Source organism: Comamonas sp. (assembly GCF_036666375.1).
Lineage (GTDB): Bacteria > Pseudomonadota > Gammaproteobacteria > Burkholderiales > Burkholderiaceae_C > Comamonas.
In genome coordinates, this window is sequence record NZ_JAVWWA010000074.1 from 1 (window position 1) to 22,965 (window position 22,965).

Here is a 22,965-nt window from a genome sequence, read left to right on the forward strand (position 1 = left end):
GCGCGCGGCATCGTGCAGCGCGACTTCACGACCACGCCGTTCATCGTGGCCGCGTGCTTTTATCTTGTCATGACCCTGGTGCTGACCTGGGGCTTCCAGTACCTGGAGAAACGCTATGCCAAATACGACGCTTGAGAAGACGGCCGCGTCGGCGGCAGGCAGCGACGTGATGATCAGCGCGCGCGACATCTGCAAGGGCTTCAACGGCCTGCCCGTGCTGCGCAATGTGTCGCTCGACCTGCTGCGCGGCGAGGTCGTGGCGGTCATCGGTCCTTCGGGCTCGGGCAAGAGCACGTTCCTGCGCTGCCTCAACCACCTCGAGACCATAGACAGCGGTCACATCCATATCGAAGGCGAGCTGCTGGCCGAGACCAGCGCCGCGGGCGTCTGCAGCTATGTGCCCGACGCGCAGATCCGCCACATCGGCCGCAAGATGGGCATGGTGTTCCAGTCGTTCAATCTGTTTCCCCACCTCACGGTGCTGGAGAACGTGATCGAGGCGCCGATGGTCGTCAAGGGAATGGCGCGCGGCCAGATCGTGCCGCGCGCCGAAGCGCTGCTGCAGAAGGTCGGCCTGTTGGAAAAGCGCAACAGCTACCCCGCGCGCCTGTCGGGCGGGCAGAAGCAGCGCGTGGCGATCGCGCGCGCGCTGGCCATGGAGCCCGACATCCTGCTGTTTGACGAACCGACGTCGGCGCTGGACCCCGAACTCACGGGCGAAGTGCTGCGCACCATGCGCGAGCTGGCCCAGGAGAGCATGACCATGCTCGTGGTCACCCATGAAATGGGCTTTGCGCGCGAAGTCGCGCACCGCGTGGCGTTCATGGACCGCGGCGAACTGATCGAATCGGGGCCGGCCGCGGAATTCTTTGCGCAGCCAAAACACGCACGCACGCAGGCATTTCTGCACAATATGCTTTAACCCAATTGCCGCTGCAGCCCCTAAAACGGGGGCTGTTTCCGGAAGGTTAGTGTCAGCAAACATACATGGATGTATGTAATCGTTTAACATCACGCACGTGATGAATTCTTGTTTTTTCCTGTAGGAACCGTCGGTCCATGACAGCACCCGCGCCACTGGTCGAACTGCGCAACGTAACGTTTGGTTATGGTGAGCGGGTGATCCTGCGCGACCTCAGTCTGCAGATACCGCGCGGCAAGGTCACGGCGCTGATGGGGGCATCGGGCGGCGGCAAGACCACGGTGCTGCGCCTGATCGGCGGCCAGCAGCGCGCCCAGCAGGGCCAGGTGCTGTTCGACGGCCAGGATATCGGCGCCATGGACCAGGCGCAGCTCTATGCCGCGCGCCGGCGCATGGGCATGCTGTTCCAGTTCGGCGCGCTGTTCACCGACATGAGCGTGTTCGACAACGTGGCCTTCGCGCTGCGCGAACACACCGACCTGCCTGAAGCGCTGGTGCGCGACATCGTGCTGATGAAGCTCAATGCCGTGGGCCTGCGCGGCGCGCGCGGCCTCATGCCCAGCGAGATTTCGGGCGGCATGGCGCGGCGCGTGGCGCTGGCGCGCGCGATCGCGCTGGACCCCGAACTGATCATGTATGACGAGCCTTTCGCCGGCCTGGACCCGATTGCGCTGGGCACGGCCGCGCACCTGATACGCGAGCTCAATGACGCGATGGGCCTGACCACGGTGCTGGTCTCGCACGATGTGTTCGAGACCTTCCAGGTCGCCGACCATGTGATCATTCTCGGCCCGGCCTGTGTCGCGGCCCAGGGCACGCCGGCCGAAGTCATGGCCAGCACCGACCCGCTGGTCGACCAGTTCGTGCATGCGCGCGCCACGGGTCCCGTGCCATTTCATTACCCAGGCCCCGATGCGGCCCAGGACTTCGGTCCGGGAGGTCGCGCATGAACCGCTTTCACCCGGCGCGCATAGGCCGCGCCGCGCGCGAACAATGCACTGCCATCGGCCAGGCCACGCGCCTGCTGCTGCGTCTCATAGGCCTGCTGGGCGCGACGCTGCGCCGGCCGCGGCTGATGGGCGACCAGATCCATTTTCTCGGCAACTACTCGCTGGCCATCATCGGCGTGTCAGGCCTGTTCGTCGGCTTCGTGCTGGGCCTGCAGGGCTATTACACGCTGCAGCGCTATGGTTCGGCCGAAGCGCTGGGCCTGCTGGTGGCGCTGTCGCTGGTGCGCGAGCTCGGCCCCGTGATCACGGCGCTGCTGTTCGCGGGGCGCGCGGGCACGGCGCTGACGGCGGAGATCGGCTTGATGAAAGCCGGCGAGCAGCTCAGCGCGATGGAGATGATGGCCGTGGACCCGGTGCGCCGCATTCTGGCGCCGCGTTTCTGGGCCGGCGTGATCGTGCTGCCCTTGCTGGCCGCGGTGTTCAGCGCCGTGGGTGTGATCGGCGGCTGGATTGTCGGCGTGCTGATGATTGGCGTGGACGGCGGCGCATTCTGGGGCCAGATGCAGCAGGGCGTCGACTGGTGGGCCGATCTGGGCAACGGCGTTCTCAAGAGTCTGGTGTTCGGCGTGGCCGTGACCTTCGTGGCGCTGCTGCAGGGTTATCTGGCCAAGCCTACGCCCGAAGGTGTTTCCCGCGCGACAACGCGCACCGTGGTGATGGCCTCGCTGGCCATCTTGGGGCTGGACTTCCTGCTCACCGCGACGATGTTCAGTATTTGATGCTCCCACCAGGTGGGTGAGAGGAAGATTCATGCAGCAATCCAAAAGTGACGTGTGGGTGGGCCTGTTTGTGCTGCTTGGCGCAGCGGCCCTGGTGTTCCTGGCCTTGCAGTCGGCCAATCTGCTGAGCCTGAGCTTTCAGCAGACCTATTCCGTGAGCGCGCGTTTCGACAACATCGGCGGGCTCAAGCCCAAGGCCGCGGTGCGCAGCGCCGGCGTGGTCGTGGGCCGCGTGCAATCGATCACTTTCGACGACAAGACCTTCCAGGCCAGCGTCAACCTGGCGCTGGAAAAGCAATACAGCTTTCCCAAGGACAGCTCTCTCAAGATCCTGACCAGCGGACTGCTGGGCGATCAATATATAGGCATAGAGGCCGGAGCGGATGAAGCCGTGCTCGCTCCCGGCGACCGCATCATCGCCACCCAGTCGGCCGTGGTGCTGGAAAACCTCATTGGACAGTTCCTTTACAACAAGGCGGAAGATGGTGGCTCCAGCGCTCCTGCACCGGAAAAACAATGACCACAACCAACTTGGCGGGTGCGCCCCGCAAACCAATTCTCCTGGCACAGCGTGGCCTGTGTGGCGCCGCACTGATGCTGGCGCTCGCGCTCACCGGTTGCGCCACCACGGCCGACCCCCGGGCCGCGGGTGACAGCGCGACGCCCACCACGGCGTCCAATCCTGCCGACCCGTTCGAGTCGTTCAACCGCAGCATCTACAGCTTCAACACTGCGCTCGACGACGCGGTGCTCAAGCCCGTGGCCACCCTGTACCGCGATGTCACGCCCGCCGTCGCGCGTGACGGTGTCGGCAATTTCTTCTCCAACCTCGGCGATGCCTGGTCGTTCGTCAACAACCTGGCCCAGGCCAAGGGCGAAGGCGCCTATTACAGCATCGTGCGCTTCAGCGTCAACACGGTGTTCGGTATCGGCGGGCTGTTCGACGTGGCCAGTGAAATGGGGCTGCCGCGCCGTCCCCAGGACTTCGGCCTGACGCTGGGCCGCTGGGGCGTGCCCACCGGCCCTTATGTAGTGTTGCCGCTGCTGGGGCCCTCGACGGTACGTGACACCGCGGCCATGCCTGTCGACGTCAAGGGCAACCTTCTTGGATATACCCATGACGTGCCGGTGCGCAACAGCATGGCGGTGCTGGGTCTGGTCGACAAGCGCGCGCGCCTGCTGCAGGCCGGCGACATGCTCGATGCCGTGGCGCTCGACAAGTACAGCCTGACGCGCGATGTCTACCTGCAGCTGCGGGGTCAGCGTGCCCCGGGTGACGGTCTTGACACCGATGATTTCAGCAGCGACGACGATGCCGGCATGCTGCCGCCCGAAGAATAAGGGCTGCTTGCATCTGCTTGCATCCCTTGACATGCGCGTCATCATCCACACGGCGCGCTCAAGCACAATTGGAAGCGACGAGGTCTGCAAGGCCTGCGTTTCAAAAAGGAAAATACGATGATGAATCGACGTATCTGGGCCACCACCGCTGCCGCCTGGCTGGCTTTGTCGGCGGCCCTGCCGATGGCGGCGCAGGCCGCCGAAGAAACTCCCGACGCGCTGGTCAAGCGCGTGTCGGCCGATGTGCTGGACACGATACGCAATGACAAGACGCTCAAGTCCGGCGATGTGGCGCGCGTCAGCGCACTGGTCGACAAGGTGGTGATGCCGCATGTGAACTTCCAGCGCATGACTTCCGCGGCGGTGGGCCCCAAGTGGCGCGAAGCCACGCCCGAACAGAAGCAGCGGCTGCAGGCCGAGTTCAAGGCCTTGCTGATCCGCACCTATTCGGGCGCGCTGGCCCAGGTCAATGACCAGACCGTGGTGGTCAAGCCCATGCGCGCCGCGGCCGGCGACAAGGATGTGCTGGTGCGCACCGAAGTGCGCGGCAAGGGCGATCCCATTCAGCTCGACTACCGGCTGGAGCAAAAGGACGACGGCGCCTGGAAGATCTACAACCTGAACGTGCTGGGCGTGTGGCTGGTCGAAACCTATCGCAGCCAGTTTGCCCAGGAAATCAATGCGCGCGGCATCGACGGCCTGATCCAGGCGCTGGCTTCGCGCAACAAGGCCTGAGGCGCAGCGCAATGGAGGCCGCACGTCTGCAACTGCCCGCCGAACTGACGCACGCGCAGGCGCGGGCCTGCGCGCAGACGCTGTCTGCGCAGATAGCCGCCGCATCCGAAGTCCGCCTGGACGTCGATGCGTCGGCGCTGGTGAGCTTCGACTCGTCGGCGCTGGCGGTGTTGCTGGAATGCCGGCGCGCGGCGCTTGCGGCCGGCAAATCGCTGGCGGTCGCGGGCCTGCCCGCGGGCTTGCAGTCCATGGCCAGGCTCTATGGCGTGCAGGCGCTGCTGGTGCCCGACGGCGCGCTGCCGTCCGCTTAAGGCGCGCAGCACCGGCGGCGCACGCGGCTTTCGGCGCACCGGCAGCGAACAATGCGGGGTCGGGCTTAAAATGCCAAGTTCCCATGCCCGCTGTCTCATTCCAATCCATCTCCAAGACCTACCGCACGCCCAAGGGCGTGTTCCGGGCCCTCAATGACGTCAGCCTGGACATCGAGGAGGGCGAGTTCTTCGGCCTGCTCGGGCCCAACGGGGCGGGCAAGACCACCTTGATCAGCATTCTGGCTGGCCTGGCGCGCGCCGACAGCGGCCATGTGCTGGTCCAGGGCAGCGATGTCCAGGCCGATTACGCCCAGGCGCGCCGCAAGCTGGGCATCGTGCCGCAGGAACTGGTGTTCGATCCGTTCTTCAATGTGCGCGAGGCGCTGCGCTTCCAGTCGGGCTACTTCGGCGTCAAGCACAACGATGCCTGGATAGACGAGCTGCTGCACAGCCTGGGCCTGACCGACAAGGCCGATGCCAACATGCGCCAGCTCTCGGGCGGCATGAAGCGCCGCGTGCTGGTCGCGCAGGCGCTGGTGCACAAGCCGCCCATCATCGTGCTCGACGAACCGACGGCCGGCGTCGACGTCGAGTTGCGCCAGACCCTGTGGCACTTCATTGCCAAGCTCAACAAGCAGGGCCATACCGTGCTGCTCACCACCCATTACCTCGAAGAGGCCGAAGCGCTGTGCAGCCGCGTGGCCATGCTCAAGCAGGGCGAAGTCGTCAAGCTGTCGAGCATGTCCGACCTGCTCAAATCGGCCTCGGCCAATGTGCTGCAGTTCAAGACCAACAGCCTCCTGCCCGAACACCTGCGCGCCGCGGCGCGCGTCACCGGGCGCATCGTGCAGATGCCCGCGCATGACGCGGGCGACATCGAACGCTACCTGTCCGCGCTGCGTGAAGCCGGCGTGGTGATCGAAGACATGGAAATCCGCCGCGCCGATCTGGAAGATGTATTCCTCAACGTCATGGGCGAAGCCAAGGCCACGGCGCAGACCGGGAGCGTCGCATGAGAGGCTGGCAGACCCTGTTCTACAAGGAAGTGCTGCGTTTCTGGAAAGTCAGTTTCCAGACCGTGGCCGCGCCCGTGCTCACGGCCGTGCTGTACCTGCTGGTGTTCGGCCATGTGCTCGAAGGCCGGGTGCTGGTCTATGACCGCATCAGCTACACCGCGTTCCTGATTCCCGGCCTGGTGATGATGAGCGTGCTGCAGAACGCGTTCGCCAACAGTTCCTCGAGCATCGTGCAGAGCAAGATCATGGGCTCGATGGTGTTCATCCTGCTGACGCCGCTGTCGCACTGGGCCTGGTTCACGGCCTATGTGGGCTCGTCGGTGCTGCGCGGGCTGCTGGTCGGTCTGGGCGTGTTCATCGTCACGCTGTTCTTCGCCGTGCCCGAATTCGCCGCGCCGGTCTGGATCCTGGTGTTCGTGGTGCTGGGCGCCGCGCTGTTGGGCACGCTGGGCGTGATTGCCGGGTTGTGGGCCGACAAGTTCGACCAGATGGCCGCGTTCCAGAATTTCCTGATCATGCCCATGACCTTCCTGTCGGGCGTGTTCTATTCGATACAGTCGCTGCCGCCGTTTTGGCAGACAGTAAGCCACCTGAACCCGTTCTTCTACATGATCGACGGCTTCCGCTACGGCTTCTTCGGCCAGAGCGATGTATCGCCCTGGGTCAGCCTGGCCATCGTCGGCGGTGCCTGGCTTGCCGTGAGCGCGCTGGCCGTGCATCTGCTGCGCACCGGTTACAAGATTCGCCATTGAGTCGCTTCGCGATGACTCTTTTTGTTTGCCCCCTTGCCCCGGCCTCTGTGGCCGAGGCTTCGCAGGCCGCGACAGCGGCGCTGCGCGAGATCTGACATGACTGCCGACCAACTCAAAGCCATCATCAGCGCAGGCCTGGCCTGCGAAATCCTGGAAGTCGAAGGTGACGGAAGTCACTGGTACGCGACCATCGTCAGCACCGCCTTCGAAGGCCAGCGTCCGCTGCAGCGCCAGCGCCTGGTCTACGGCACGCTGGGCGACCGCATCCAGACCAATGAGGTCCATGCACTGTCCATGAAGACTTTCAGCCCCGCCGAGTGGGCCAACAAGGCCTGAGGCCTGCAAGCAACGCCTTCGCGCCTGCGAACAATGCCTTCGCGCCAGCGCTCAAGGCCGTTTTAACTTTTATTTGGGCTCATCAGCCATGGACAAACTCCTGATTCGCGGCGGTCATCCGCTGCACGGCGAAGTCTCGATTTCCGGCGCCAAGAACGCCGCCTTGCCCGATCTGTGCGCCGCGCTGCTCACCGACGAGCCGGTGGTGCTGCGCAATGTGCCGCGTCTGCAGGACGTGTCGACCATGCTCAAGCTGATCCGCAACATGGGCGTCGAGGCCGAGCATGCGTCCGACGGTTCGGTGCGCATAGACGCCAGCCGCCTGTCGACACCCGAAGCCCCGTACGAGCTGGTCAAGACCATGCGCGCCTCGGTGCTCGCGCTGGGCCCGCTGCTGGCGCGCTTCGGCGAAGCCACGGTGTCGCTGCCCGGCGGCTGCGCGATCGGCTCGCGCCCCGTGGAACAGCACATCAAGGGCCTGCAGGCCATGGGCGCGCAGATCGTGGTCGAGCATGGCTACATGATCGCCAAGCTGCCCGCGGGCCGCACGCGCCTGCAGGGCACGCGCATCACGACCGACATGGTGACCGTGACCGGCACCGAGAACTTCCTGATGGCCGCGTCGCTGGCCGAAGGCGAAACCGTGCTGGAAAACGCGGCGATGGAGCCCGAAATCGTCGATCTGGCCGAAATGCTGATCAAGATGGGTGCGCGCATCCAGGGCCATGGCACCAGCCGCATCACCATCCAGGGCGTGGAGCGCCTGCACGGCTGCGATCACCAGGTGGTCGCCGACCGCATCGAAGCCGGTACCTTCCTGTGCGCCGTTGCCGCCACGGGCGGCGATGTGCTGCTGCGCCATGCGCGCGTGGACCACCTCGGCGCCGTGCTCGATAAGCTGCGCGACGCGGGCGTGCACATCGAGGAAGTCGAAGGCGGGTTGCGCGTGCAGTCGCAAGGCCGTCTCAAGGGCCAGAGCTTCCGCACCACCGAATACCCGGGTTTCCCGACCGACATGCAGGCCCAGTTCATGGCGCTGAACGTGATTTCCAACGGTGCGGTGTCGGTCACCGAAACGATTTTCGAGAACCGCTTCATGCATGTCAACGAACTGGTGCGCCTGGGCGCGAAGATCCAGATCGACGGCAAGGTGGCGCTGGTCGAAGGCGTGGAACGCCTGTCGGGCGCGACCGTGATGGCCACCGACCTGCGCGCTTCGGCCAGCCTGGTGATCGCCGGCCTGGTCGCCACGGGCGAGACCGTGGTCGACCGCATCTACCACCTCGACCGTGGCTACGACTGCATGGAAGCCAAGCTGCGCGCGATCGGCGCCGATATTGAAAGAGTCTGATGATTACCCTTGCCCTGTCCAAAGGCCGGATCTTTGAAGAAACCCTGCCGCTGCTGGCGGCCGCCGGCATCGAAGTGCTGGAAGATCCCGAAAAATCGCGCAAGCTGATTTTGACCACCAACCAGCCCGACCTGCGCGTGGTGCTGGTGCGCGCCACCGATGTGCCGACCTATGTGCAATATGGCGGCGCCGACCTGGGCGTGACCGGCAAGGACACGCTGATCGAGCATGGCGCCCAGGGCCTGTATCAGCCGCTGGACCTGCGCATCGCGCAGTGCCGCGTGAGCGTCGCGGTGCGCGCCGATTTCGACTATGCACTGGCCGTGAAGCAGGGCTCGCGCCTCAAGGTCGCGACCAAGTACACCGAGATCGCGCGCAACTTCTTCGCCAGCAAGGGCGTGCACGTCGACATGATCAAGCTCTACGGCAGCATGGAACTCGCGCCGCTCACGGGCCTGGCCGACGCCATTGTCGATCTGGTCTCCACGGGCAATACGCTCAAGGCCAACCATCTGGTCGAAGTCGAGCGCATCATGGACATCAGCTCGCATCTGGTCGTCAACCAGGCGGCACTCAAGCTCAAGCAGGCGCCCATGCGCCGCCTGATCGACGTGTTCGCGCGCGCCACGCAGGCCCAGACCCAGGCCTGAACCCACGCCCTCATTGAAGCCGGAAAAAATGAAAGCCACGCCTCTTCGCCTGCGCACCGACAGCGCCGATTTTGAAACCGCCTTCCAGGCCCGCCTGCATTGGTCGGCCGACACCGATGCGGCCATCGAGCAGCGCGTGGCCGACATCCTGGCCGACGTGCAGCAGCGCGGCGACGCCGCGGTGCTCGAGTACACGCAGCGCTTCGACGGTCTTGCAGCCACCGACATGGCGGCGCTGGAACTCACGGCCGAGGAACTCAAGGCCGCGTTCGACGGCCTGCCCGACGAGCAGCGCCAAGCGCTGCAGTCGGCCGCCGAGCGCGTGCGCCGCTACCACGAGGCGCAGAAGAAGGCCAGCGGCGAAAGCTGGAGCTACCGCGACGAAGACGGCACGCTGCTGGGCCAGAAGGTCACGCCGCTGGACCGCGTGGGCATCTATGTGCCCGGCGGCAAGGCGGCTTACCCGTCAAGCGTGCTGATGAACGCGATTCCGGCGCATGTGGCCGGTGTCGGCGAAATCATCATGGTCGTTCCCACGCCCCAGGGCGCGAAGAACGCGCTGGTGCTGGCCGCGGCCCACGTGGCCGGCGTGCACCGCGCGTTCACCATAGGCGGCGCCCAGGCCGTGGGCGCGCTGGCCTACGGCACGCAGACCGTTCCCAAGGTCGACAAGATCACCGGCCCGGGCAATGCCTATGTGGCCAGCGCCAAGAAGCGCGTGTTCGGCACCGTGGGCATAGACATGATTGCCGGCCCCTCGGAAATCCTGGTGCTGGCCGACGGCAGCACGCCCGCCGAATGGGTGGCCATGGACCTGTTCAGCCAGGCCGAGCATGACGAGCTGGCGCAAAGCATTCTGCTGAGCCCAGACGCCGACTACCTCGACGCCGTGCAGCGCGAGATCGACCGCCTGCTGCCCGAGATGCCGCGCGCGGCCATCATCGCCAAGAGCCTCAACGACCGCGGCGCGCTGATTCTCACGCGCGACATGGAAGAAGCCTGCGCGATCAGCAACCGCATCGCGCCCGAGCATCTGGAAGTCTCCAGCCAGGACCCGCACCGCTGGGAGCCGCTGCTGCGCCACGCGGGCGCGATCTTCCTGGGTGCCTACACCAGCGAATCGCTGGGCGACTACTGCGCCGGCCCCAACCACGTGCTGCCCACCAGCGGCACGGCGCGCTTTTCCTCGCCGCTGGGGGTCTACGACTTCCAGAAGCGCTCCAGTCTGATTGAAGTCAGCGAAGCCGGCGCGCAGACGCTGGGGCGCATTGCCTCGGTGCTGGCGCATGGCGAAGGCCTGCAAGGCCATGCGCGCGCCGCCGAAATGCGCTTGAAAGACTGATTTTTCCCGGATCCTGCCGCAAGGCAGCCAAGCCACGGTCTTGCAGCAAGCCGTGGCTTTTTTATTGCCCGGCAAAAATACACGAAAACCGTGAGACACGAATTTCGTGTCACACGAAGTTCGTGTAAACTTGCAGCCATGAAGAACGTGACCATCACCGTGGACGACAACGTGCTTGAATGGGCACGCGTGGAAGCGGCCCGGCGCGGCACCAGCGTGTCCCGCATGGTTGGCGACTTCCTGGCCGAAATGCAGCGCCGCGAAGACGCCTACGAGCGCGCCTACCTGGCCTGGCGCACCGACGAACGCACCTGGGAGGCGGGCGAACCCAACTCCTCAGCGCGCAGCGTGTGCTTTGCGCGCACCGGAGACGCCGCATGAGCCGGCCCAATCCGCTGCGCCAGCCGGTGTTTGTCGACACCTCGGTGCTGGTGTGCGCCGAGAACATTGCCGATCCCGCGCAGGCCGCCGTGCTGGCCTGGCTGGACCGCCTGTGGCGCGAGCGCCTGGGCCGCGTGAGCGCGCAGGTGCTGGCCGAGTTCTACGAAACCGTGACCGGCGCACGCCAGCCGCCCATGCCCCAGGGCGATGCGCGCGCGGCCATGCGCCGCTATCAAACCTGGACGCCGTGGCAGATCGATGCCGCGACGTTCGAGACCGCCTGGGCCGTCGAGGCCCGCCACCAGCTCGCCTGGGGCGATTGCCTGGCGCTGGCCGCGGCCCAGCACAGCGGCTGCGAGACGCTGCTGTCGCTGCAGCTGCCGCACGGCGCGCAGTATGGCGGTGTACAGATCATTCATCCCGTCCAGCAGCCCGTCGTGGAGTTGGCTGGCGCCGGGGCAGAGGACTGAAGTCATGACACAACCGCAGAATCTTTCGCGCGCGCTGGAGCGCATCCGTGCCGACGTTCGCGCCATGCACGCCTATGTGGTGCAGCCCGCGACCGGCATGCTCAAGATGGACGCGATGGAAAATCCGTTCGGCCTGCCGTCCGGATTGCAGGCCGCGCTGGGCGCGCGCCTGGGCGCCTTGCCGCTGAACCGTTATCCCGGCGAGCGGCTCGAGGACCTCAAGCAGGCGCTGATGGACTACGCGGGCGCGCCCGCGGGCTCGGCCATCCTGCTGGGCAACGGCTCGGACGAGATCATTTCGCTGCTGGCCCTGGCCTGCGCCCAGGCGGGCGAGCGCGCCAAGCTGCTCGCGCCCATGCCGGGCTTCGTGATGTACCCGATGAGCGCGCAGCTGCAGGGCCTGGACTTCGTCAACGTCTCGCTGGACGCCGATTTCGCGCTCGACGAGACCGCGATGGTCGCGGCGATTGCCGAGCATCGCCCGGCAATCACCTATCTGGCCTACCCCAACAATCCCACGGCCACGCTCTGGGACGAAGCCGTGGTGCAGCGCGTGATCGACGCCGCCGGCGCCCAGGGCGGCCTGGTGGTCATGGACGAAGCCTACCAGCCGTTCGCCAGCCGCAGCTGGATCACGCGCATGCACGCCGAGCCCGGGCGCAATGCGCATGTGCTGCTGATGCGCACGCTCAGCAAGTTCGGCCTGGCCGGCGTGCGCCTGGGCTATCTGATCGGCCCCGCGGCCCTGGTCGGCGAGATCGACAAGGTGCGCCCGCCCTACAACGTGAGCGTGCTCAACGCCGAAGCCGCGCTGTTCGCGCTCGAGCACACCGAGGTGTTCGCGGCCCAGGCCGCCGAACTGTGCGCAGCGCGCGGCGAACTTCTGAGCGCGCTGCGCGCCATGCCCGGCGTGCACAAGGTCTGGGACAGCGAAGCCAACATGGTGCTGATACGCGTGGCCGACGCCGCCGGTGCCCATGCGCGCATGAAGGCGCGCGGCGTGCTGGTGAAGAATGTTTCGGCCATGCACCCCTTGCTCGATCAATGTTTGCGTCTGACCGTGGGCAGCACGGCCGACAATGCCCTTATGCTTGCCGCACTGGAAGCTTCGATATGACCTCCTCCGCCCTCATTCCCTCCTCCGCCAGCGCGCCGCGCACCGCGGAAGTCAGCCGCAACACGGCCGAAACCCGCATCACCGTGCGCATCAACCTTGATGGCACGGGTCAGAACCAGCTCAGCAGCGGCATCGGTTTTCTCGACCATATGCTCGAGCAGATCGCGCGCCACGGCCTGATCGACATGGACGTGCAGTGCGAAGGCGACCTGCACATCGATGGCCACCATACGGTCGAAGACATAGGCATCACGCTGGGCCAGGCCTTTGCGCGCGCCGTCGGCGACAAGAAGGGCCTGCGCCGCTATGGCCACGCCTATGTGCCGCTCGATGAGGCGCTGTCGCGCGTGGTGATCGACTTCTCGGGTCGCCCGGGCCTGCACATGGACGTGAAGTTCACCGCCGGACGCATTGGTCAGCTCGACACGCAGCTGGTCTACGAGTTCTTCCAGGGCTTCGTGAACCATGCAGGCGTCACCGTGCACATCGACAATCTCAAGGGCTTCAACGCCCACCACCAGTGCGAGTCGGTGTTCAAGGCGTTCGCGCGCGCGCTGCGCGCCGCGCTGGAAATTGACCCGCGTGCGGCCACCACCATTCCCTCGACCAAGGGCTCTCTGTGACAATGGGGATGACGGCGCGCTGATGCGCGCTCCAATCTCGATCCGACAGCTATGAATATGCAAGCAAATACCGTCGCCGTGGTCGACTATGGCATGGGCAATCTGCGTTCGGTCTCGCAGGCCGTCAAGGAGGCAGCAAAGGGCACGGGCTGGCAGGTCGTGGTGACCGCCGATCCCGACGTGGTGCGCGCCGCCGACCGCGTGGTGCTGCCCGGCCAGGGCGCGATTCCCGACTGCATGCGCGAACTCACGGATTCGGGCCTGCGCGAGCCGGTGCTCGAAGCCGCGCGCAGCAAGCCGCTGTTCGGCGTCTGCGTGGGCATGCAAATGCTGCTGGACCACAGCGAGGAGGGCGATACGCCCGGCCTGGCGCTGATTCCCGGCGAAGTGCGCAAGTTCCAGCTCGAAGGCCGTACCCAGCCCGATGGCAGCCGCTTCAAGGTGCCGCAGATGGGCTGGAACCGCGTGCACCAGACTGTGCATGGCGGCCAGGCCCACCCCATCTGGCAAGGCGTGCCCGACGACAGCTTCTTCTACTTCGTCCACAGCTTCTACGCGCAGCCGCTTTCGGCCGCGCATTGCGCGGGCGAGGCCGACTACGGCGGCCGCTTTGCCGCGGCCATTGCGCGCGACAATATTTTCGCCACCCAGTTCCATCCCGAGAAAAGCGCCGACCAGGGCCTGGCCCTGTTTCGCAATTTCCTGCACTGGAAACCCTGATTCCTGTTCCCCGCCGGCCCTGCCGGCAATCTTTCCTCTCCAATCATCATGCTGCTCATTCCCGCCATTGACCTCAAGGACGGCCACTGCGTTCGCCTCAAGCAGGGCGACATGGACCAATCCACCACTTTCGGTGAAGACCCCGGGGCCATGGCCCGCAAGTGGGTCGACGCGGGCGCGCGCCGCCTGCATCTGGTCGATCTCAATGGTGCGTTCGCGGGTGCGCCCAAGAACAATGCGGCGATCAAGTCCATTCTTGCGGAAGTCGGCAACGAGATTCCGGTGCAGCTCGGCGGTGGCATTCGCGACCTCGACACCATCGAACGCTATATCGACGCCGGCATGCGCTACGTGATCATCGGCACGGCCGCGGTGAAGAACCCCGGCTTCCTGCAGGACGCGTGCACGGCGTTCGCCGGCCACATCATCGTGGGCCTGGACGCCAAGGACGGCAAGGTGGCCATCGACGGCTGGAGCAAGCTCACGGGCCAGGACGTGATGAGCGTGGGCAAGCGCTTCGAGGACTGGGGCGTCGAGTCCATCATCTATACCGACATCGGCCGCGACGGCATGCTGTCGGGCATCAACATCGATGCCACGGTCAAGCTCGCGCAATCGCTGACGATTCCCGTGATCGCTTCGGGCGGCCTGGCCGGCATGAGCGACATCGAGCAGCTGTGCGCCGTGGAGAAAGAAGGCGTGCAGGGCGTGATCTGCGGCCGTGCCATCTATTCGGGCAACCTCGACTTCGCGGCCGCGCAGGCGCGCGCCGATGAACTCGCCGGTGCTTGAATCGGGCTTCGCCGCCTGCGCCGCCGACTGGCAGGGCCTGCCGGCCATCTGCCTGACGCTGCCCGGCGGTGACAGCGCGCTGATCGCGCTCCAGGGCGCCCAGGTGCTGTCCTGGGTGACCGGCGGACAGGAGCAGCTGTTCCTGAGCCCGCACGCCGCCCATGATGGCCATACGCCCATACGCGGCGGCATTCCCGTGTGCTTTCCCCAATTCAATCAGCGCGGTCCGCTGGTCAAGCATGGCTTTGCGCGCACGCTGGCCTGGCAGGCCCAGGCCGACGCTGCGCGCATCGACGGCGACGGCCTGCGGCTCGTGCTGCGCCTGGCCGACAGCGCCGCGACGCGCGCCGTATGGCCGCAGGCGTTCGCGGCCGAGCTGAGCGTCTGGCTGCAGCCCGCGGCGCTGACCGTGGCGCTGGCGGTACACAATCCGGGCGACGCCCCGCTGGCCTTCACGGCCGCGCTGCATACCTATCTGAGTGTCGATGACGTGGCCGCGACCACGCTGTCGGGCCTGCAAGGCCTGCGCTACTGGGATGCCGTGGCCGACACCCATCCCTTGCAGGAGGGCGAATTGCGCTTCGGCCCCGAACTCGACCGCGTGTATCCGCGGCCCGCGCAGGCCATGGGCTTGCACGCGGGCGGCGCGCCGCGGCTGCGCATCACGCAGGACGCGGGCTGGGCCGATACCGTGGTCTGGAATCCCGGCGCCGCGCTGTGCGCGCGCCTGGCCGACATGCCGGCCAACGGCCATGCCCATATGCTGTGTGTGGAGGCTGCGGCCATCGATGCGCCCGTGGTGCTGGCGCCGCAAGCGCATTGGCAGGCCGCGCAGAGGCTGGAGCGGCCGCAGGCCGCGCCGGGCGGCGCCCATGGTATTGCGTCCGCGTGCTAATCTTTTCATCCGTCCCTTTTCCAGAGATCCCAGCGCCATGCTTGCCAAACGCATCATTCCCTGCCTTGACGTGACCGGAGGCCGTGTCGTCAAGGGTGTCAATTTCGTCGAGCTGCGCGACGCCGGCGATCCGGTGGAAATCGCCGCCCGCTACAACGGCCAGGGTGCGGACGAACTGACTTTTCTCGACATCACCGCGACCAGCGATGGCCGCGACCTGATACTGCCCATCATCGAAGCCGTCGCCAGCCAGGTGTTCATTCCGCTCACCGTGGGCGGCGGCGTGCGCACCGTCGAGGATGTGCGCCGGCTGCTCAACGCGGGTGCGGACAAGACCAGCTTCAACTCGGCGGCGCTGGCCAATCCCGACGTCATCAACGCGGCATCGCAGAAATACGGCGCGCAGTGCATCGTCGTGGCGATCGACGCCAAGCGCCGCACGCCCGAAGACGCGCAGCGCGTGGGCGCCAACGGCCTGCCCGTGGGGCCGGGCTGGGATGTCTACAGCCATGGCGGGCGCAAGAACACCGGCCTGGACGCCGTGCAGTGGGCCAGCGAGATGGCACGCCGCGGCGCGGGCGAAATCCTGCTGACCAGCATGGACCGCGATGGCACGAAGTCGGGCTTTGACCTGGCGCTCACGCGCGCCGTGAGCGATGCCGTCAGCGTGCCCGTGATCGCTTCGGGCGGCGTGGGCAATCTCGATCACCTCGCCGATGGCGTGCAGCAGGGCGGCGCCGACGCCGTGCTCGCGGCCAGCATCTTCCACTATGGTGAATACACCGTGGGCCAGGCCAAGCAGCGCATGGCCGAACGCGGCATTCCGGTACGGATTTAAGCAATATGAACTGGCTCGATCAAGTGAAATGGGACGCGCAGGGCCTGGTGCCCGTCATTGCGCAGGAGCGCGCCACGGGCGATGTGCTGATGTTTGCGTGGATGAACCGCGAGGCGTTGGCCAAGACCGCGGAGCTGGGCCGCGCGGTGTATTTCAGCCGCTCGCGCAACCGCCTGTGGTTCAAGGGCGAGGAGTCGGGCCATGTGCAGCTGGTGCATGAAATGCGCCTCGACTGCGACAACGACGTGGTGCTGCTGAAGATCACCCAGCAAGGCCACGAGCCCGGCATTGCCTGCCACACGGGCCGCCACAGCTGTTTCTACAGCGTGCTCAAGGACGGCGTCTGGACCCCCGTGGATCCGGTGCTCAAGGACCCTGAATCCATTTATCGGTGAATGTTCATGACAGCTTCTGACAATTTTTCGGCGTCTAGCGAAGGCGCGCTGGCGCGACTGGCCGCGGTGATAGAAAGCCGCAAGGTGGCCAATGGCGGCGACCCCGAGAAAAGCTATGTGGCACGGCTGCTGCACAAAGGGCCCGACGCTTTCCTCAAGAAGATTGGCGAGGAAGCCACCGAGGTGGTGCTCGCCGCCAAGGACGCCGACCATGGCGGCGACAAAGCCAAGCTGCTGTACGAGGTCGCCGATCTCTGGTTTCATACGATGATTGCGCTGTCGCACTATGGCCTGACACCCGACCAGGTGGTCGCCGAGCTCGAGCGCCGTGAAGGCACGAGCGGCCTGGCGGAAAAGGCCGCGCGCCCGGCCCAGTAGCCTACCCCGTAAGGAGATTTGCATGCGTGATGACATCATAGAAGTCCGAGCCGTGGACCCCCAGCAGATGGAGGGCCTCAAGGCCTGGGGCTGGGTCAGCTATGTGCTGCACCTGATCGTGGCCGTGGCTGCGGTCCTGCCCAGCGCCCAGCCCAGCATCGTGCTGCTGGTCATCGCCCTGATCATCGACCTGGTCAAGCGCAGCGATGCCGTAGGCACCTGGCAGGCCAGCCATTTTTCCTGGCGCATTCGCAGCGTGATCTGGGCCGGGGTGCTGTACCTCGTCACCGCACCGCTGTGGCTGCTGCTGGTGTTCCCCGGCTGGATCGCCTGGGTGGTGATTTCCATCTGGTTCCTCTATCGCATCGTGCGCGGCATGGTGGCGATGAACAGGAACCAGGCTATCGAAGCTTGATGAACCGGATCTGATTGACATGCACGACCCCGACTGCCTTTTCTGCAAGATCATTGCCGGCCAGATTCCCTCGCGCAAGGTGTACGAGGACGATCAGGTCTTTGCCTTCCATGACATCCATCCAGGCGCTCCCATCCACTTCCTGATGCTGCCGAAAAAGCACATCGCGTCGATGGCCCAGGTGCAGCCCGAGGATGCGGGCCTGCTGGGCCACATGCTCACGCTCGCCCCGCGGCTGGCCCAGGAACAGGGCTGCAATCCCTATCCCGAAGGCGGCTTTCGCGTGGTGATCAACACCGGCACCGAAGGCGGCCAGGAAATCCACCACCTTCATATGCATGTCATGGGCGGCCCCCGCCCGTGGTTGAAGGGCTGATGCCGTCTGTGTGACAAAAAGGGCGATTCATCAACGCTTCACGCGCGCCCGTCTAAAATGTTCTGAATTCGTTAGGAGATACTCATGGGTTCCTTTTCCATCTGGCACTGGCTGATCGTGCTGCTCATCGTCGTCATGGTGTTCGGCACCAAGAAACTCAAGAACCTGGGCTCCGATCTCGGCGGCGCGGTCAAGGGGTTCAAGGACGGCGTCAAGGACGGCGGCACGGATGCAGCAGCAGCGCCTGGCGCCACTCCCGCTCCCGGCCAGGTCCTGAACCAGACCGCGGCTGACAAGACCACGATCGACGTCGAAGCCAAGCAGAAGAGCTGAAGCGCCCAGGCGCTGCTTCCATGATTGATATTGGCCTGTCCAAGATGGCGCTGATCGGCGCGGTGGCATTGATTGTCATCGGGCCGGAAAAGCTGCCGCGCGTGGCGCGAACCGTGGGGACCTTGCTGGGCAAGGCCCAGCGCTATGTCGCCGATGTAAAAGCCGAGGTCAACCGCTCGATGGAGCTCGACGAGCTCAAGAAGATGAAGGAAACGGTGGAAGGGGCTGCGCGCGATGTCGAGCAGACCATCCATACCAGTGCCAGCGACTTCGAGAAGGACTGGAACGCCAGCACCGGCGACGGACTCGACAACGCGTCCAGCAGCTATACGTCTTCCTATGAAGACGCCGGCCGCAACGTGGTGCCAGCCTATGCCAAGCCGCGCAAGAACTGGCGCATCAAGCGCACTGCCGTGCCCCAGTGGTACAAGGCGCGCGCAGGTGTGCGCAGCAAGGCACAATCAGGCGCTGCCCGCGTGGCGCGCTTTCGTCCGCAGAAGTTCCGCTAGGCGCTTCGCCGGGCGACAGGGCTGGGCGGTCTCGCAGCGCAGGCACCGCGCTGCGGGCGTGCTTTTTTACTGGTCTTTCCGAAAAGTGTCAGGGCCTGAGGGCCCGCAATCCCCACCATGTCAGACATTCCATCCAAAGACGACGAGCTGGCCGGCACCGAGCAGCCATTTGTGCAGCATCTGCTGGAGCTGCGCAATCGCCTGCTTTATTGCATCTACGGCATTGCGCTGGCGGTGGCGCTTCTGGCAATGTGGCCAGGCCCCAACGGGCTGATCGATTTCATTGCCCTGCCGATCAAGGCGCATATGCCGCCCGATGCCAAGCTGATCGCGGTCGGCGTGTTCACGCCGTTCTTCGTGCCCATCAAGGTGCTGGGCATGGTCGGCGTGCTGGCCGTGCTGCCGTGGATCATGTACCAGATGTGGGCTTTCGTTTCGCCCGGCCTGTACAGCCATGAAAAGCGCTTCGCGCTGCCGCTGATCCTGTTCGGCAGCCTGCTGGCCTATGTGGGCATCGCGTTCGTGCAGTTCTTCGTGCTCGACAAGATGTTCGGCTTCATCCAGGGCTTCACGCCCGACAGCGTCGCCGCGACGCCCGATATCGCCTCCTATGTCGAAGCCATCCTGTCGCTCTATCTGGCCTTCGGCATGGCGTTCCAGGTGCCCATCGTGGTGATGCTGCTGGTGCGCTTCAAGCTGGTCGAGATCGAGAAGCTCAAGGCTTTCCGCGGCTACTTCGTCGTGGTGGCATTCGTGATCGCCGCCGTGGTCACGCCGCCCGATGTCATCTCGCAGCTGGCGCTGGCGATTCCCATGTGCATCCTGTACGAAGTCGGCATCCTGGGCGCGGGCTGGTTCAGCCGCGTGTCGCGTGCGCCCGACAGCGAAGAGGACGAAGCTTCGGCTTCCGCGGACAAGTAATCCGGCAATTGCCGGACATGAAAAAAGCGGCCATTGGCCGCTTTTTTCATGGGTGCCGGAAGTCAATCAGCGGCGCTGCTGGGCGCCGCGCTGCGCCTGGTTGGGACGCGCGGTGGGCGTGACCTTGATCGTGACTTCGCTGTCGCCGCGGCGCAGCTGGAAGTCGGCCGCGGTGCCGGGAGTGAGGCTGGCAACCGTGGTCAGCAGCTCGGAGACCGTGCGCACCGGCTTGTCCTGCACCTGCAGGATCACGTCGCCGGGACGCATGCCGGCCTGGGCCGCGGGGCCGGCCTGCAGCACGCCGGTGACGATCACGCCCGCACCGGCCTTGACGCCAAAGGTCTCGGCCAGCTCGGGCGAGAGTTCGTTGGGCTCCACGCCAATCCAGCCGCGCGTCACATGGCCGTCCTTGACGATGCTGTCGAGCACCATCTTGGCCGTGGACACGGGAATCGCGAAGCCTATGCCCATGCTGCCGCCCGAGCGCGAGTAGATGGCGGTATTGATGCCCATCAGGTTGCCGTAGACATCGACCAGCGCACCGCCCGAGTTGCCGGGGTTGATCGCGGCGTCGGTCTGGATGAAATTCTCGAAGGTGTTGATGCCCAGCTGGCTGCGGCCCAGCGCGCTGACGATGCCGCTGGTCACGGTCTGGCCCACGCCGAACGGGTTGCCTATGGCCAGCACCTGGTCGCCGACGTCGAGCTGGTCGGAGTTGCCCAGCACGATCACCGGCAGCTTGTCGAGCGCGATCTTGAGGATGGCCAGATCGGTCTCGGGGTCGGTGCCTATCACGCTGGCCTTGGCCTGGCGGCTGTCGGGCAGCGTGACTTCGATGTCGTCCGCGCCTTCGACCACATGGTTGTTGGTCAGGATATAGCCGTCGGGGCTGATGATCACGCCGCTGCCCAGGCCGGTCTGCTCCTGCGTTCCCTGGTCGCCGAAGAAGAACTGGAACCAGGGGTCGTTGCTGCGCGGATGGCGCACGGCCTTGCTGGTGTTGATGCTCACGACGGCGGGCGCGGCCTTGCGCGCGGCCCCGCTGAAGCTGCCGGGCGCGGGTGTGCCAGCCGGCGTTGCAGGTGCTTCGAGCAAGGCTACGCCAGCGCCCGAGCGTGTCATTCCGCCGCGCAGCCAGTCGGGCTGCAAGGTGGCAACGACGAAGTAGGCGGCGACCAATATGGTCACGGCCTGGGAAAACAAAAGCCAAGAGCGCTTCATGAAATCCATCAACAAAGGTCAAACAAGTAGCCATTGTGCTGCAAGGCCCGGCGCGCGCAAGTGCCATCGCTGGACACGGAGTAGTGGGGTTGCCCATGCAGGTTAAGTAGAAACCCTAGAATGACCTTTGACTGCGCCAGGCTGCGTTCACTACGGCTCCGTCCTATCTGTTCGGGCTGCTAGACATTCTTTCCTCACCCAGGCATTGGAAGAACCGGTTGCCGACCACCTACCCGGTGGGTCGGCAGCTGCGCTGTCTTGTTGTTGACTTTTTTCTGCGAACACCATGACTACGCTTGACTACTCCACCGGCAAGGCCTTGCCCGACGGTGCGCCGGCCCGACCGCTGACCAAGAAGGACTACAAGACCCTGGGCCTGTCGGCGCTCGGCGGCACGCTCGAGTTCTACGACTTCGTCGTCTACATCTTCTTCGCCAATGTGCTCGGGCGGCTGTTCTTTCCCGAGCAGATGCCCGAATGGCTGCGCCAGCTGCAGACGCTGGGAATCTTTGCTGCGGGCTACCTCGCGCGCCCGCTGGGCGGCATCATCATTGCGCACTATGGCGACATCCTGGGCCGCAAGAAGATGTTCACGCTGTCGATTTTCCTGATGTCGCTGCCGACGCTGGTCATCGGCCTGCTGCCGACCTACGAGGCGATCGGCATCGCCGCGCCGCTGCTGCTGCTCGCGATGCGCGTGCTGCAGGGTGCGGCCATCGGCGGCGAAATGCCCGGCGCCTGGGTGTTCGTCGCCGAACATGTGCCGCAAAAGCATTACGGCCTGGCCGTGGGCACGCTCACGGCCGGCATCACCGGCGGCATCCTGCTGGGCTCGCTGATCGCCGTGGGCATCAACAGCTGGTACAGCACCAGCGAAATCAATGCCTATGCCTGGCGCATTCCGTTCATCCTGGGCGGCGTGTTCGGCATGGTGTCGGTCTATCTGCGCCGTTTCCTGGAAGAAACCCCGATTTTCAAGGAGCTTGCCGAGCGCAAGAAGATCGGTCGCGAACTGCCGCTCAAGACCATCCTGCGCGAACACCGCCCCGCCATCGTGCTGGTGGCGCTCATGACCTGGGTGCTGTCGACGGCCATCGTGGTCGTGATCCTGTTCACGCCTGCCTATCTGCAGAAGGTGTTCCAGATTCCCGCTGCGCTGTCGCTGCAGGCCAACGTCGCCGCGACGCTGATGCTGACCATTGGCTGCCTGTTGACCGGCTGGGCCACGGACCGCTTCGGCACCAAGGCGGTGATGATCGTCGGTTGGGGCGGCATGACCGTGACCGCCTATCTGTTCTATCTGGGCCTGCCGGGAACGCCCACGTCGCTGATCGCGATGTATGCGCTGGTCGGCTTCTTCGTCGGTTCGATTTCGCTGTTGCCCATCGTCGGCGTGCGGGCTTTCCCGCCCGCTGTGCGTTTCTCGGGTCTGTCGTTCTCCTACAACATGGCCTATGCGGTATTCGGCGGACTCACGCCCGTGCTGATCAGCGTCGGCCAGCAGTACGACCACCTGTTCCCCGCCCATTACGTGGGCGCGATGGGCCTGTTGGGCGTGGCGCTGGCGTTCTGGCCGCTGTCGTACAAGGGCTGGCAAGTGCGCGACGGCGCCAAATCCTGAAATCCGTCATCGGGGTGCGCGGCAGTGGATGCGACAATCGCGCCATGACCCTCTCGCGACAAGACCTGCTGGGCAGTCTCGACGACCTGCTGCAGCCCCAACGCTTCAAGGACTACGGGCCCAACGGTCTGCAGGTCGAAGGCAAACCCCGCATCTCCCGGCTGGTCAGTGGCGTCACTGCCAGCCGCGCGCTGATCGAGGCCGCCATCGACCTGCGCGCCGATGCCATATTCGTGCACCACGGGCTGTTCTGGCGCGGTTATGACGGCCGCGTCACGGGCTGGATGAAGGAGCGTCTGCGCCTGCTGCTGGCGCACGACATCAACCTGTTTGCCTACCACCTGCCGCTGGACGCCCATCCCGAACTGGGCAACAACGCCCAGCTGGGCCTGCGCCTGGGCTGGGAAGGGCGGGGGCGCTTCGGCGAGCAGGAACTCGGCTGGCTGGGCGCCTCGACCATGGGCGAGGCCAGCGC

The 22,965-nt window shown here is 65.4% G+C and carries 31 protein-coding genes and 1 pseudogene; 31 read left to right on the forward strand and 1 reads right to left on the reverse strand.

Annotation, left to right across the window (positions count from 1 at the left end):
- The 29 genes and pseudogenes from RR928_RS16800 to tatC all read left to right on the forward strand — a co-directional run.
- Positions 1-135, forward strand: a pseudogene (locus RR928_RS16800) (amino acid ABC transporter permease); the annotation flags it as partial.
- The gene (locus tag RR928_RS16805; protein WP_332534510.1) at positions 116-922 is read left to right on the forward strand and encodes an amino acid ABC transporter ATP-binding protein; all 807 of its coding nucleotides are present in this window, start codon (positions 116-118) and stop codon (positions 920-922) included. The pseudogene RR928_RS16800 and the gene RR928_RS16805, both read left to right, overlap by 20 nt.
- A gap of 137 nt (positions 923-1,059) precedes the next feature.
- Entirely contained in the window at positions 1,060-1,872 is an 813-nt protein-coding gene (locus RR928_RS16810) for an ABC transporter ATP-binding protein (RefSeq protein ID WP_332534508.1), read from the forward strand.
- The gene (gene mlaE, locus RR928_RS16815; protein ID WP_332534506.1) at positions 1,869-2,651 is read left to right on the forward strand and encodes a lipid asymmetry maintenance ABC transporter permease subunit MlaE; all 783 of its coding nucleotides are present in this window, start codon (positions 1,869-1,871) and stop codon (positions 2,649-2,651) included. Before RR928_RS16810 ends, mlaE begins: the two co-directional genes overlap by 4 nt.
- A gap of 31 nt (positions 2,652-2,682) precedes the next feature.
- A complete protein-coding gene (gene mlaD, locus RR928_RS16820; RefSeq protein ID WP_332534505.1) occupies positions 2,683-3,171 on the forward strand; it encodes an outer membrane lipid asymmetry maintenance protein MlaD in 489 nt (162 codons plus the stop codon).
- Complete coding sequence (locus RR928_RS16825) at positions 3,168-3,992, forward strand: MlaA family lipoprotein (RefSeq protein ID WP_442881923.1); 825 nt, start codon at positions 3,168-3,170, stop codon at positions 3,990-3,992. The genes mlaD and RR928_RS16825 overlap by 4 nt, the downstream gene beginning before the upstream one ends.
- A gap of 117 nt (positions 3,993-4,109) precedes the next feature.
- A complete protein-coding gene (locus tag RR928_RS16830; protein ID WP_332534503.1) occupies positions 4,110-4,727 on the forward strand; it encodes an MlaC/ttg2D family ABC transporter substrate-binding protein in 618 nt (205 codons plus the stop codon).
- Positions 4,728-4,738: 11 nt separating this feature from the next.
- Complete coding sequence (locus tag RR928_RS16835) at positions 4,739-5,038, forward strand: STAS domain-containing protein (RefSeq protein WP_332534501.1); 300 nt, start codon at positions 4,739-4,741, stop codon at positions 5,036-5,038.
- Positions 5,039-5,121: 83 nt separating this feature from the next.
- Positions 5,122-6,054, forward strand: coding sequence for an ABC transporter ATP-binding protein (locus RR928_RS16840; protein WP_332534499.1), 933 nt, complete (start codon positions 5,122-5,124; stop codon positions 6,052-6,054).
- Positions 6,051-6,806 (forward strand): ABC transporter permease, encoded by a 756-nt coding sequence (locus RR928_RS16845; RefSeq protein ID WP_332534497.1) that lies wholly within the window; start codon positions 6,051-6,053, stop codon positions 6,804-6,806. Before RR928_RS16840 ends, RR928_RS16845 begins: the two co-directional genes overlap by 4 nt.
- 96 nt (positions 6,807-6,902) lie before the next feature.
- Positions 6,903-7,142 carry a BolA family protein gene (locus tag RR928_RS16850; protein ID WP_332534495.1) on the forward strand — a complete coding sequence of 80 codons (240 nt, stop codon included), beginning with the start codon at positions 6,903-6,905 and terminating at the stop codon, positions 7,140-7,142.
- An 88-nt stretch (positions 7,143-7,230) separates the two neighbouring features.
- Positions 7,231-8,493: a UDP-N-acetylglucosamine 1-carboxyvinyltransferase gene (gene murA / locus RR928_RS16855; protein WP_332534494.1), complete on the forward strand. Its 1,263-nt coding sequence runs from the start codon at positions 7,231-7,233 to the stop codon at positions 8,491-8,493.
- Complete coding sequence (gene hisG / locus RR928_RS16860; protein ID WP_213302346.1) at positions 8,493-9,143, forward strand: ATP phosphoribosyltransferase; 651 nt, start codon at positions 8,493-8,495, stop codon at positions 9,141-9,143. The genes murA and hisG overlap by 1 nt, the downstream gene beginning before the upstream one ends.
- Positions 9,144-9,171: 28 nt before the next feature.
- The gene (gene hisD / locus RR928_RS16865) at positions 9,172-10,485 is read left to right on the forward strand and encodes a histidinol dehydrogenase (RefSeq protein ID WP_332683414.1); all 1,314 of its coding nucleotides are present in this window, start codon (positions 9,172-9,174) and stop codon (positions 10,483-10,485) included.
- 138 nt (positions 10,486-10,623) lie between these two features.
- Complete coding sequence (locus RR928_RS16870) at positions 10,624-10,866, forward strand: DUF6364 family protein (protein ID WP_332534490.1); 243 nt, start codon at positions 10,624-10,626, stop codon at positions 10,864-10,866.
- Positions 10,863-11,336: a PIN domain-containing protein gene (locus tag RR928_RS16875; protein WP_332534488.1), complete on the forward strand. Its 474-nt coding sequence runs from the start codon at positions 10,863-10,865 to the stop codon at positions 11,334-11,336. The genes RR928_RS16870 and RR928_RS16875 overlap by 4 nt, the downstream gene beginning before the upstream one ends.
- A 4-nt stretch (positions 11,337-11,340) precedes the next feature.
- Entirely contained in the window at positions 11,341-12,453 is a 1,113-nt protein-coding gene (locus tag RR928_RS16880; protein ID WP_332534486.1) for a pyridoxal phosphate-dependent aminotransferase, read from the forward strand.
- Complete coding sequence (hisB, locus tag RR928_RS16885; RefSeq protein WP_332534484.1) at positions 12,450-13,076, forward strand: imidazoleglycerol-phosphate dehydratase HisB; 627 nt, start codon at positions 12,450-12,452, stop codon at positions 13,074-13,076. The genes RR928_RS16880 and hisB overlap by 4 nt, the downstream gene beginning before the upstream one ends.
- Positions 13,077-13,127: 51 nt before the next feature.
- On the forward strand, positions 13,128-13,796 hold the full coding sequence (gene hisH / locus RR928_RS16890) for an imidazole glycerol phosphate synthase subunit HisH (RefSeq protein ID WP_332534482.1): 669 nt from the start codon (positions 13,128-13,130) through the stop codon (positions 13,794-13,796).
- 48 nt (positions 13,797-13,844) lie between these two features.
- The gene (gene hisA / locus RR928_RS16895) at positions 13,845-14,588 is read left to right on the forward strand and encodes a 1-(5-phosphoribosyl)-5-[(5-phosphoribosylamino)methylideneamino]imidazole-4-carboxamide isomerase (protein WP_332534480.1); all 744 of its coding nucleotides are present in this window, start codon (positions 13,845-13,847) and stop codon (positions 14,586-14,588) included.
- Positions 14,569-15,483, forward strand: a complete 915-nt coding sequence (locus RR928_RS16900) for a D-hexose-6-phosphate mutarotase (RefSeq protein WP_332683418.1) — start codon at positions 14,569-14,571, stop codon at positions 15,481-15,483. Before hisA ends, RR928_RS16900 begins: the two co-directional genes overlap by 20 nt.
- Before the next feature lie 37 nt (positions 15,484-15,520).
- Positions 15,521-16,321, forward strand: a complete 801-nt coding sequence (gene hisF, locus RR928_RS16905; RefSeq protein WP_332534477.1) for an imidazole glycerol phosphate synthase subunit HisF — start codon at positions 15,521-15,523, stop codon at positions 16,319-16,321.
- Positions 16,322-16,326: 5 nt separating this feature from the next.
- On the forward strand, positions 16,327-16,716 hold the full coding sequence (gene hisI / locus RR928_RS16910) for a phosphoribosyl-AMP cyclohydrolase (RefSeq protein WP_332534475.1): 390 nt from the start codon (positions 16,327-16,329) through the stop codon (positions 16,714-16,716).
- 6 nt (positions 16,717-16,722) lie between these two features.
- Positions 16,723-17,094, forward strand: a complete 372-nt coding sequence (locus RR928_RS16915; protein ID WP_332683423.1) for a phosphoribosyl-ATP diphosphatase — start codon at positions 16,723-16,725, stop codon at positions 17,092-17,094.
- A gap of 22 nt (positions 17,095-17,116) precedes the next feature.
- On the forward strand, positions 17,117-17,509 hold the full coding sequence (locus tag RR928_RS16920) for a DUF4870 family protein (RefSeq protein ID WP_332534472.1): 393 nt from the start codon (positions 17,117-17,119) through the stop codon (positions 17,507-17,509).
- Positions 17,510-17,528: 19 nt separating this feature from the next.
- Positions 17,529-17,885, forward strand: a complete 357-nt coding sequence (locus RR928_RS16925) for a histidine triad nucleotide-binding protein (RefSeq protein WP_332534470.1) — start codon at positions 17,529-17,531, stop codon at positions 17,883-17,885.
- Positions 17,886-17,969: 84 nt separating this feature from the next.
- Complete coding sequence (gene tatA / locus RR928_RS16930; RefSeq protein WP_332534468.1) at positions 17,970-18,218, forward strand: Sec-independent protein translocase subunit TatA; 249 nt, start codon at positions 17,970-17,972, stop codon at positions 18,216-18,218.
- A gap of 20 nt (positions 18,219-18,238) precedes the next feature.
- Positions 18,239-18,727: a Sec-independent protein translocase protein TatB gene (gene tatB, locus RR928_RS16935; RefSeq protein WP_332534466.1), complete on the forward strand. Its 489-nt coding sequence runs from the start codon at positions 18,239-18,241 to the stop codon at positions 18,725-18,727.
- Positions 18,728-18,844: 117 nt separating this feature from the next.
- Positions 18,845-19,648 (forward strand): twin-arginine translocase subunit TatC, encoded by an 804-nt coding sequence (tatC, locus tag RR928_RS16940; RefSeq protein ID WP_332534464.1) that lies wholly within the window; start codon positions 18,845-18,847, stop codon positions 19,646-19,648.
- A gap of 66 nt (positions 19,649-19,714) precedes the next feature.
- Here tatC and RR928_RS16945 read toward each other — a convergent pair whose 3' ends face one another.
- Positions 19,715-20,869, reverse strand: a complete 1,155-nt coding sequence (locus RR928_RS16945; RefSeq protein WP_332683427.1) for a Do family serine endopeptidase — start codon at positions 20,867-20,869, stop codon at positions 19,715-19,717.
- A 286-nt stretch (positions 20,870-21,155) separates the two neighbouring features.
- Between RR928_RS16945 and RR928_RS16950 the strand changes: the two genes are divergently transcribed.
- A complete protein-coding gene (locus RR928_RS16950; RefSeq protein WP_332548142.1) occupies positions 21,156-22,490 on the forward strand; it encodes an MFS transporter in 1,335 nt (444 codons plus the stop codon).
- Between the two features lie 44 nt (positions 22,491-22,534).
- The coding region (locus RR928_RS16955) for a Nif3-like dinuclear metal center hexameric protein (protein WP_332540333.1) at positions 22,535-22,965 on the forward strand (431 nt) is incomplete at its 3' end.

What these genes read in the sequence shown, in the direction of transcription:
- tatA (WP_332534468.1), top strand. Translation starts at nt 17,970, where the DNA reads ATGGGTTCCTTTTCCATCTGGCACTGGCTGATCGTGCTGCTCATCGTC.
- RR928_RS16900 (WP_332683418.1), top strand. Translation starts at nt 14,569, where the DNA reads ATGAACTCGCCGGTGCTTGAATCGGGCTTCGCCGCCTGCGCCGCCGAC.
- RR928_RS16880 (WP_332534486.1), top strand. Translation starts at nt 11,341, where the DNA reads ATGACACAACCGCAGAATCTTTCGCGCGCGCTGGAGCGCATCCGTGCC.
- mlaE (WP_332534506.1), top strand. Translation starts at nt 1,869, where the DNA reads ATGAACCGCTTTCACCCGGCGCGCATAGGCCGCGCCGCGCGCGAACAA.
- hisD (WP_332683414.1), top strand. Translation starts at nt 9,172, where the DNA reads ATGAAAGCCACGCCTCTTCGCCTGCGCACCGACAGCGCCGATTTTGAA.
- hisB (WP_332534484.1), top strand. Translation starts at nt 12,450, where the DNA reads ATGACCTCCTCCGCCCTCATTCCCTCCTCCGCCAGCGCGCCGCGCACC.
- RR928_RS16810 (WP_332534508.1), top strand. Translation starts at nt 1,060, where the DNA reads ATGACAGCACCCGCGCCACTGGTCGAACTGCGCAACGTAACGTTTGGT.
- mlaD (WP_332534505.1), top strand. Translation starts at nt 2,683, where the DNA reads ATGCAGCAATCCAAAAGTGACGTGTGGGTGGGCCTGTTTGTGCTGCTT.
- RR928_RS16870 (WP_332534490.1), top strand. Translation starts at nt 10,624, where the DNA reads ATGAAGAACGTGACCATCACCGTGGACGACAACGTGCTTGAATGGGCA.
- RR928_RS16840 (WP_332534499.1), top strand. Translation starts at nt 5,122, where the DNA reads ATGCCCGCTGTCTCATTCCAATCCATCTCCAAGACCTACCGCACGCCC.
- hisH (WP_332534482.1), top strand. Translation starts at nt 13,128, where the DNA reads ATGAATATGCAAGCAAATACCGTCGCCGTGGTCGACTATGGCATGGGC.
- hisI (WP_332534475.1), top strand. Translation starts at nt 16,327, where the DNA reads ATGAACTGGCTCGATCAAGTGAAATGGGACGCGCAGGGCCTGGTGCCC.
- murA (WP_332534494.1), top strand. Translation starts at nt 7,231, where the DNA reads ATGGACAAACTCCTGATTCGCGGCGGTCATCCGCTGCACGGCGAAGTC.
- tatB (WP_332534466.1), top strand. Translation starts at nt 18,239, where the DNA reads ATGATTGATATTGGCCTGTCCAAGATGGCGCTGATCGGCGCGGTGGCA.
- RR928_RS16830 (WP_332534503.1), top strand. Translation starts at nt 4,110, where the DNA reads ATGATGAATCGACGTATCTGGGCCACCACCGCTGCCGCCTGGCTGGCT.
- hisG (WP_213302346.1), top strand. Translation starts at nt 8,493, where the DNA reads ATGATTACCCTTGCCCTGTCCAAAGGCCGGATCTTTGAAGAAACCCTG.
- tatC (WP_332534464.1), top strand. Translation starts at nt 18,845, where the DNA reads ATGTCAGACATTCCATCCAAAGACGACGAGCTGGCCGGCACCGAGCAG.
- RR928_RS16805 (WP_332534510.1), top strand. Translation starts at nt 116, where the DNA reads ATGCCAAATACGACGCTTGAGAAGACGGCCGCGTCGGCGGCAGGCAGC.
- RR928_RS16835 (WP_332534501.1), top strand. Translation starts at nt 4,739, where the DNA reads ATGGAGGCCGCACGTCTGCAACTGCCCGCCGAACTGACGCACGCGCAG.
- RR928_RS16945 (WP_332683427.1), bottom strand. Translation starts at nt 20,869, where the DNA reads ATGAAGCGCTCTTGGCTTTTGTTTTCCCAGGCCGTGACCATATTGGTC.
- RR928_RS16925 (WP_332534470.1), top strand. Translation starts at nt 17,529, where the DNA reads ATGCACGACCCCGACTGCCTTTTCTGCAAGATCATTGCCGGCCAGATT.
- RR928_RS16845 (WP_332534497.1), top strand. Translation starts at nt 6,051, where the DNA reads ATGAGAGGCTGGCAGACCCTGTTCTACAAGGAAGTGCTGCGTTTCTGG.
- RR928_RS16875 (WP_332534488.1), top strand. Translation starts at nt 10,863, where the DNA reads ATGAGCCGGCCCAATCCGCTGCGCCAGCCGGTGTTTGTCGACACCTCG.
- RR928_RS16915 (WP_332683423.1), top strand. Translation starts at nt 16,723, where the DNA reads ATGACAGCTTCTGACAATTTTTCGGCGTCTAGCGAAGGCGCGCTGGCG.
- RR928_RS16950 (WP_332548142.1), top strand. Translation starts at nt 21,156, where the DNA reads ATGACTACGCTTGACTACTCCACCGGCAAGGCCTTGCCCGACGGTGCG.
- hisF (WP_332534477.1), top strand. Translation starts at nt 15,521, where the DNA reads ATGCTTGCCAAACGCATCATTCCCTGCCTTGACGTGACCGGAGGCCGT.
- RR928_RS16920 (WP_332534472.1), top strand. Translation starts at nt 17,117, where the DNA reads ATGCGTGATGACATCATAGAAGTCCGAGCCGTGGACCCCCAGCAGATG.
- RR928_RS16850 (WP_332534495.1), top strand. Translation starts at nt 6,903, where the DNA reads ATGACTGCCGACCAACTCAAAGCCATCATCAGCGCAGGCCTGGCCTGC.
- RR928_RS16825 (WP_442881923.1), top strand. Translation starts at nt 3,168, where the DNA reads ATGACCACAACCAACTTGGCGGGTGCGCCCCGCAAACCAATTCTCCTG.
- hisA (WP_332534480.1), top strand. Translation starts at nt 13,845, where the DNA reads ATGCTGCTCATTCCCGCCATTGACCTCAAGGACGGCCACTGCGTTCGC.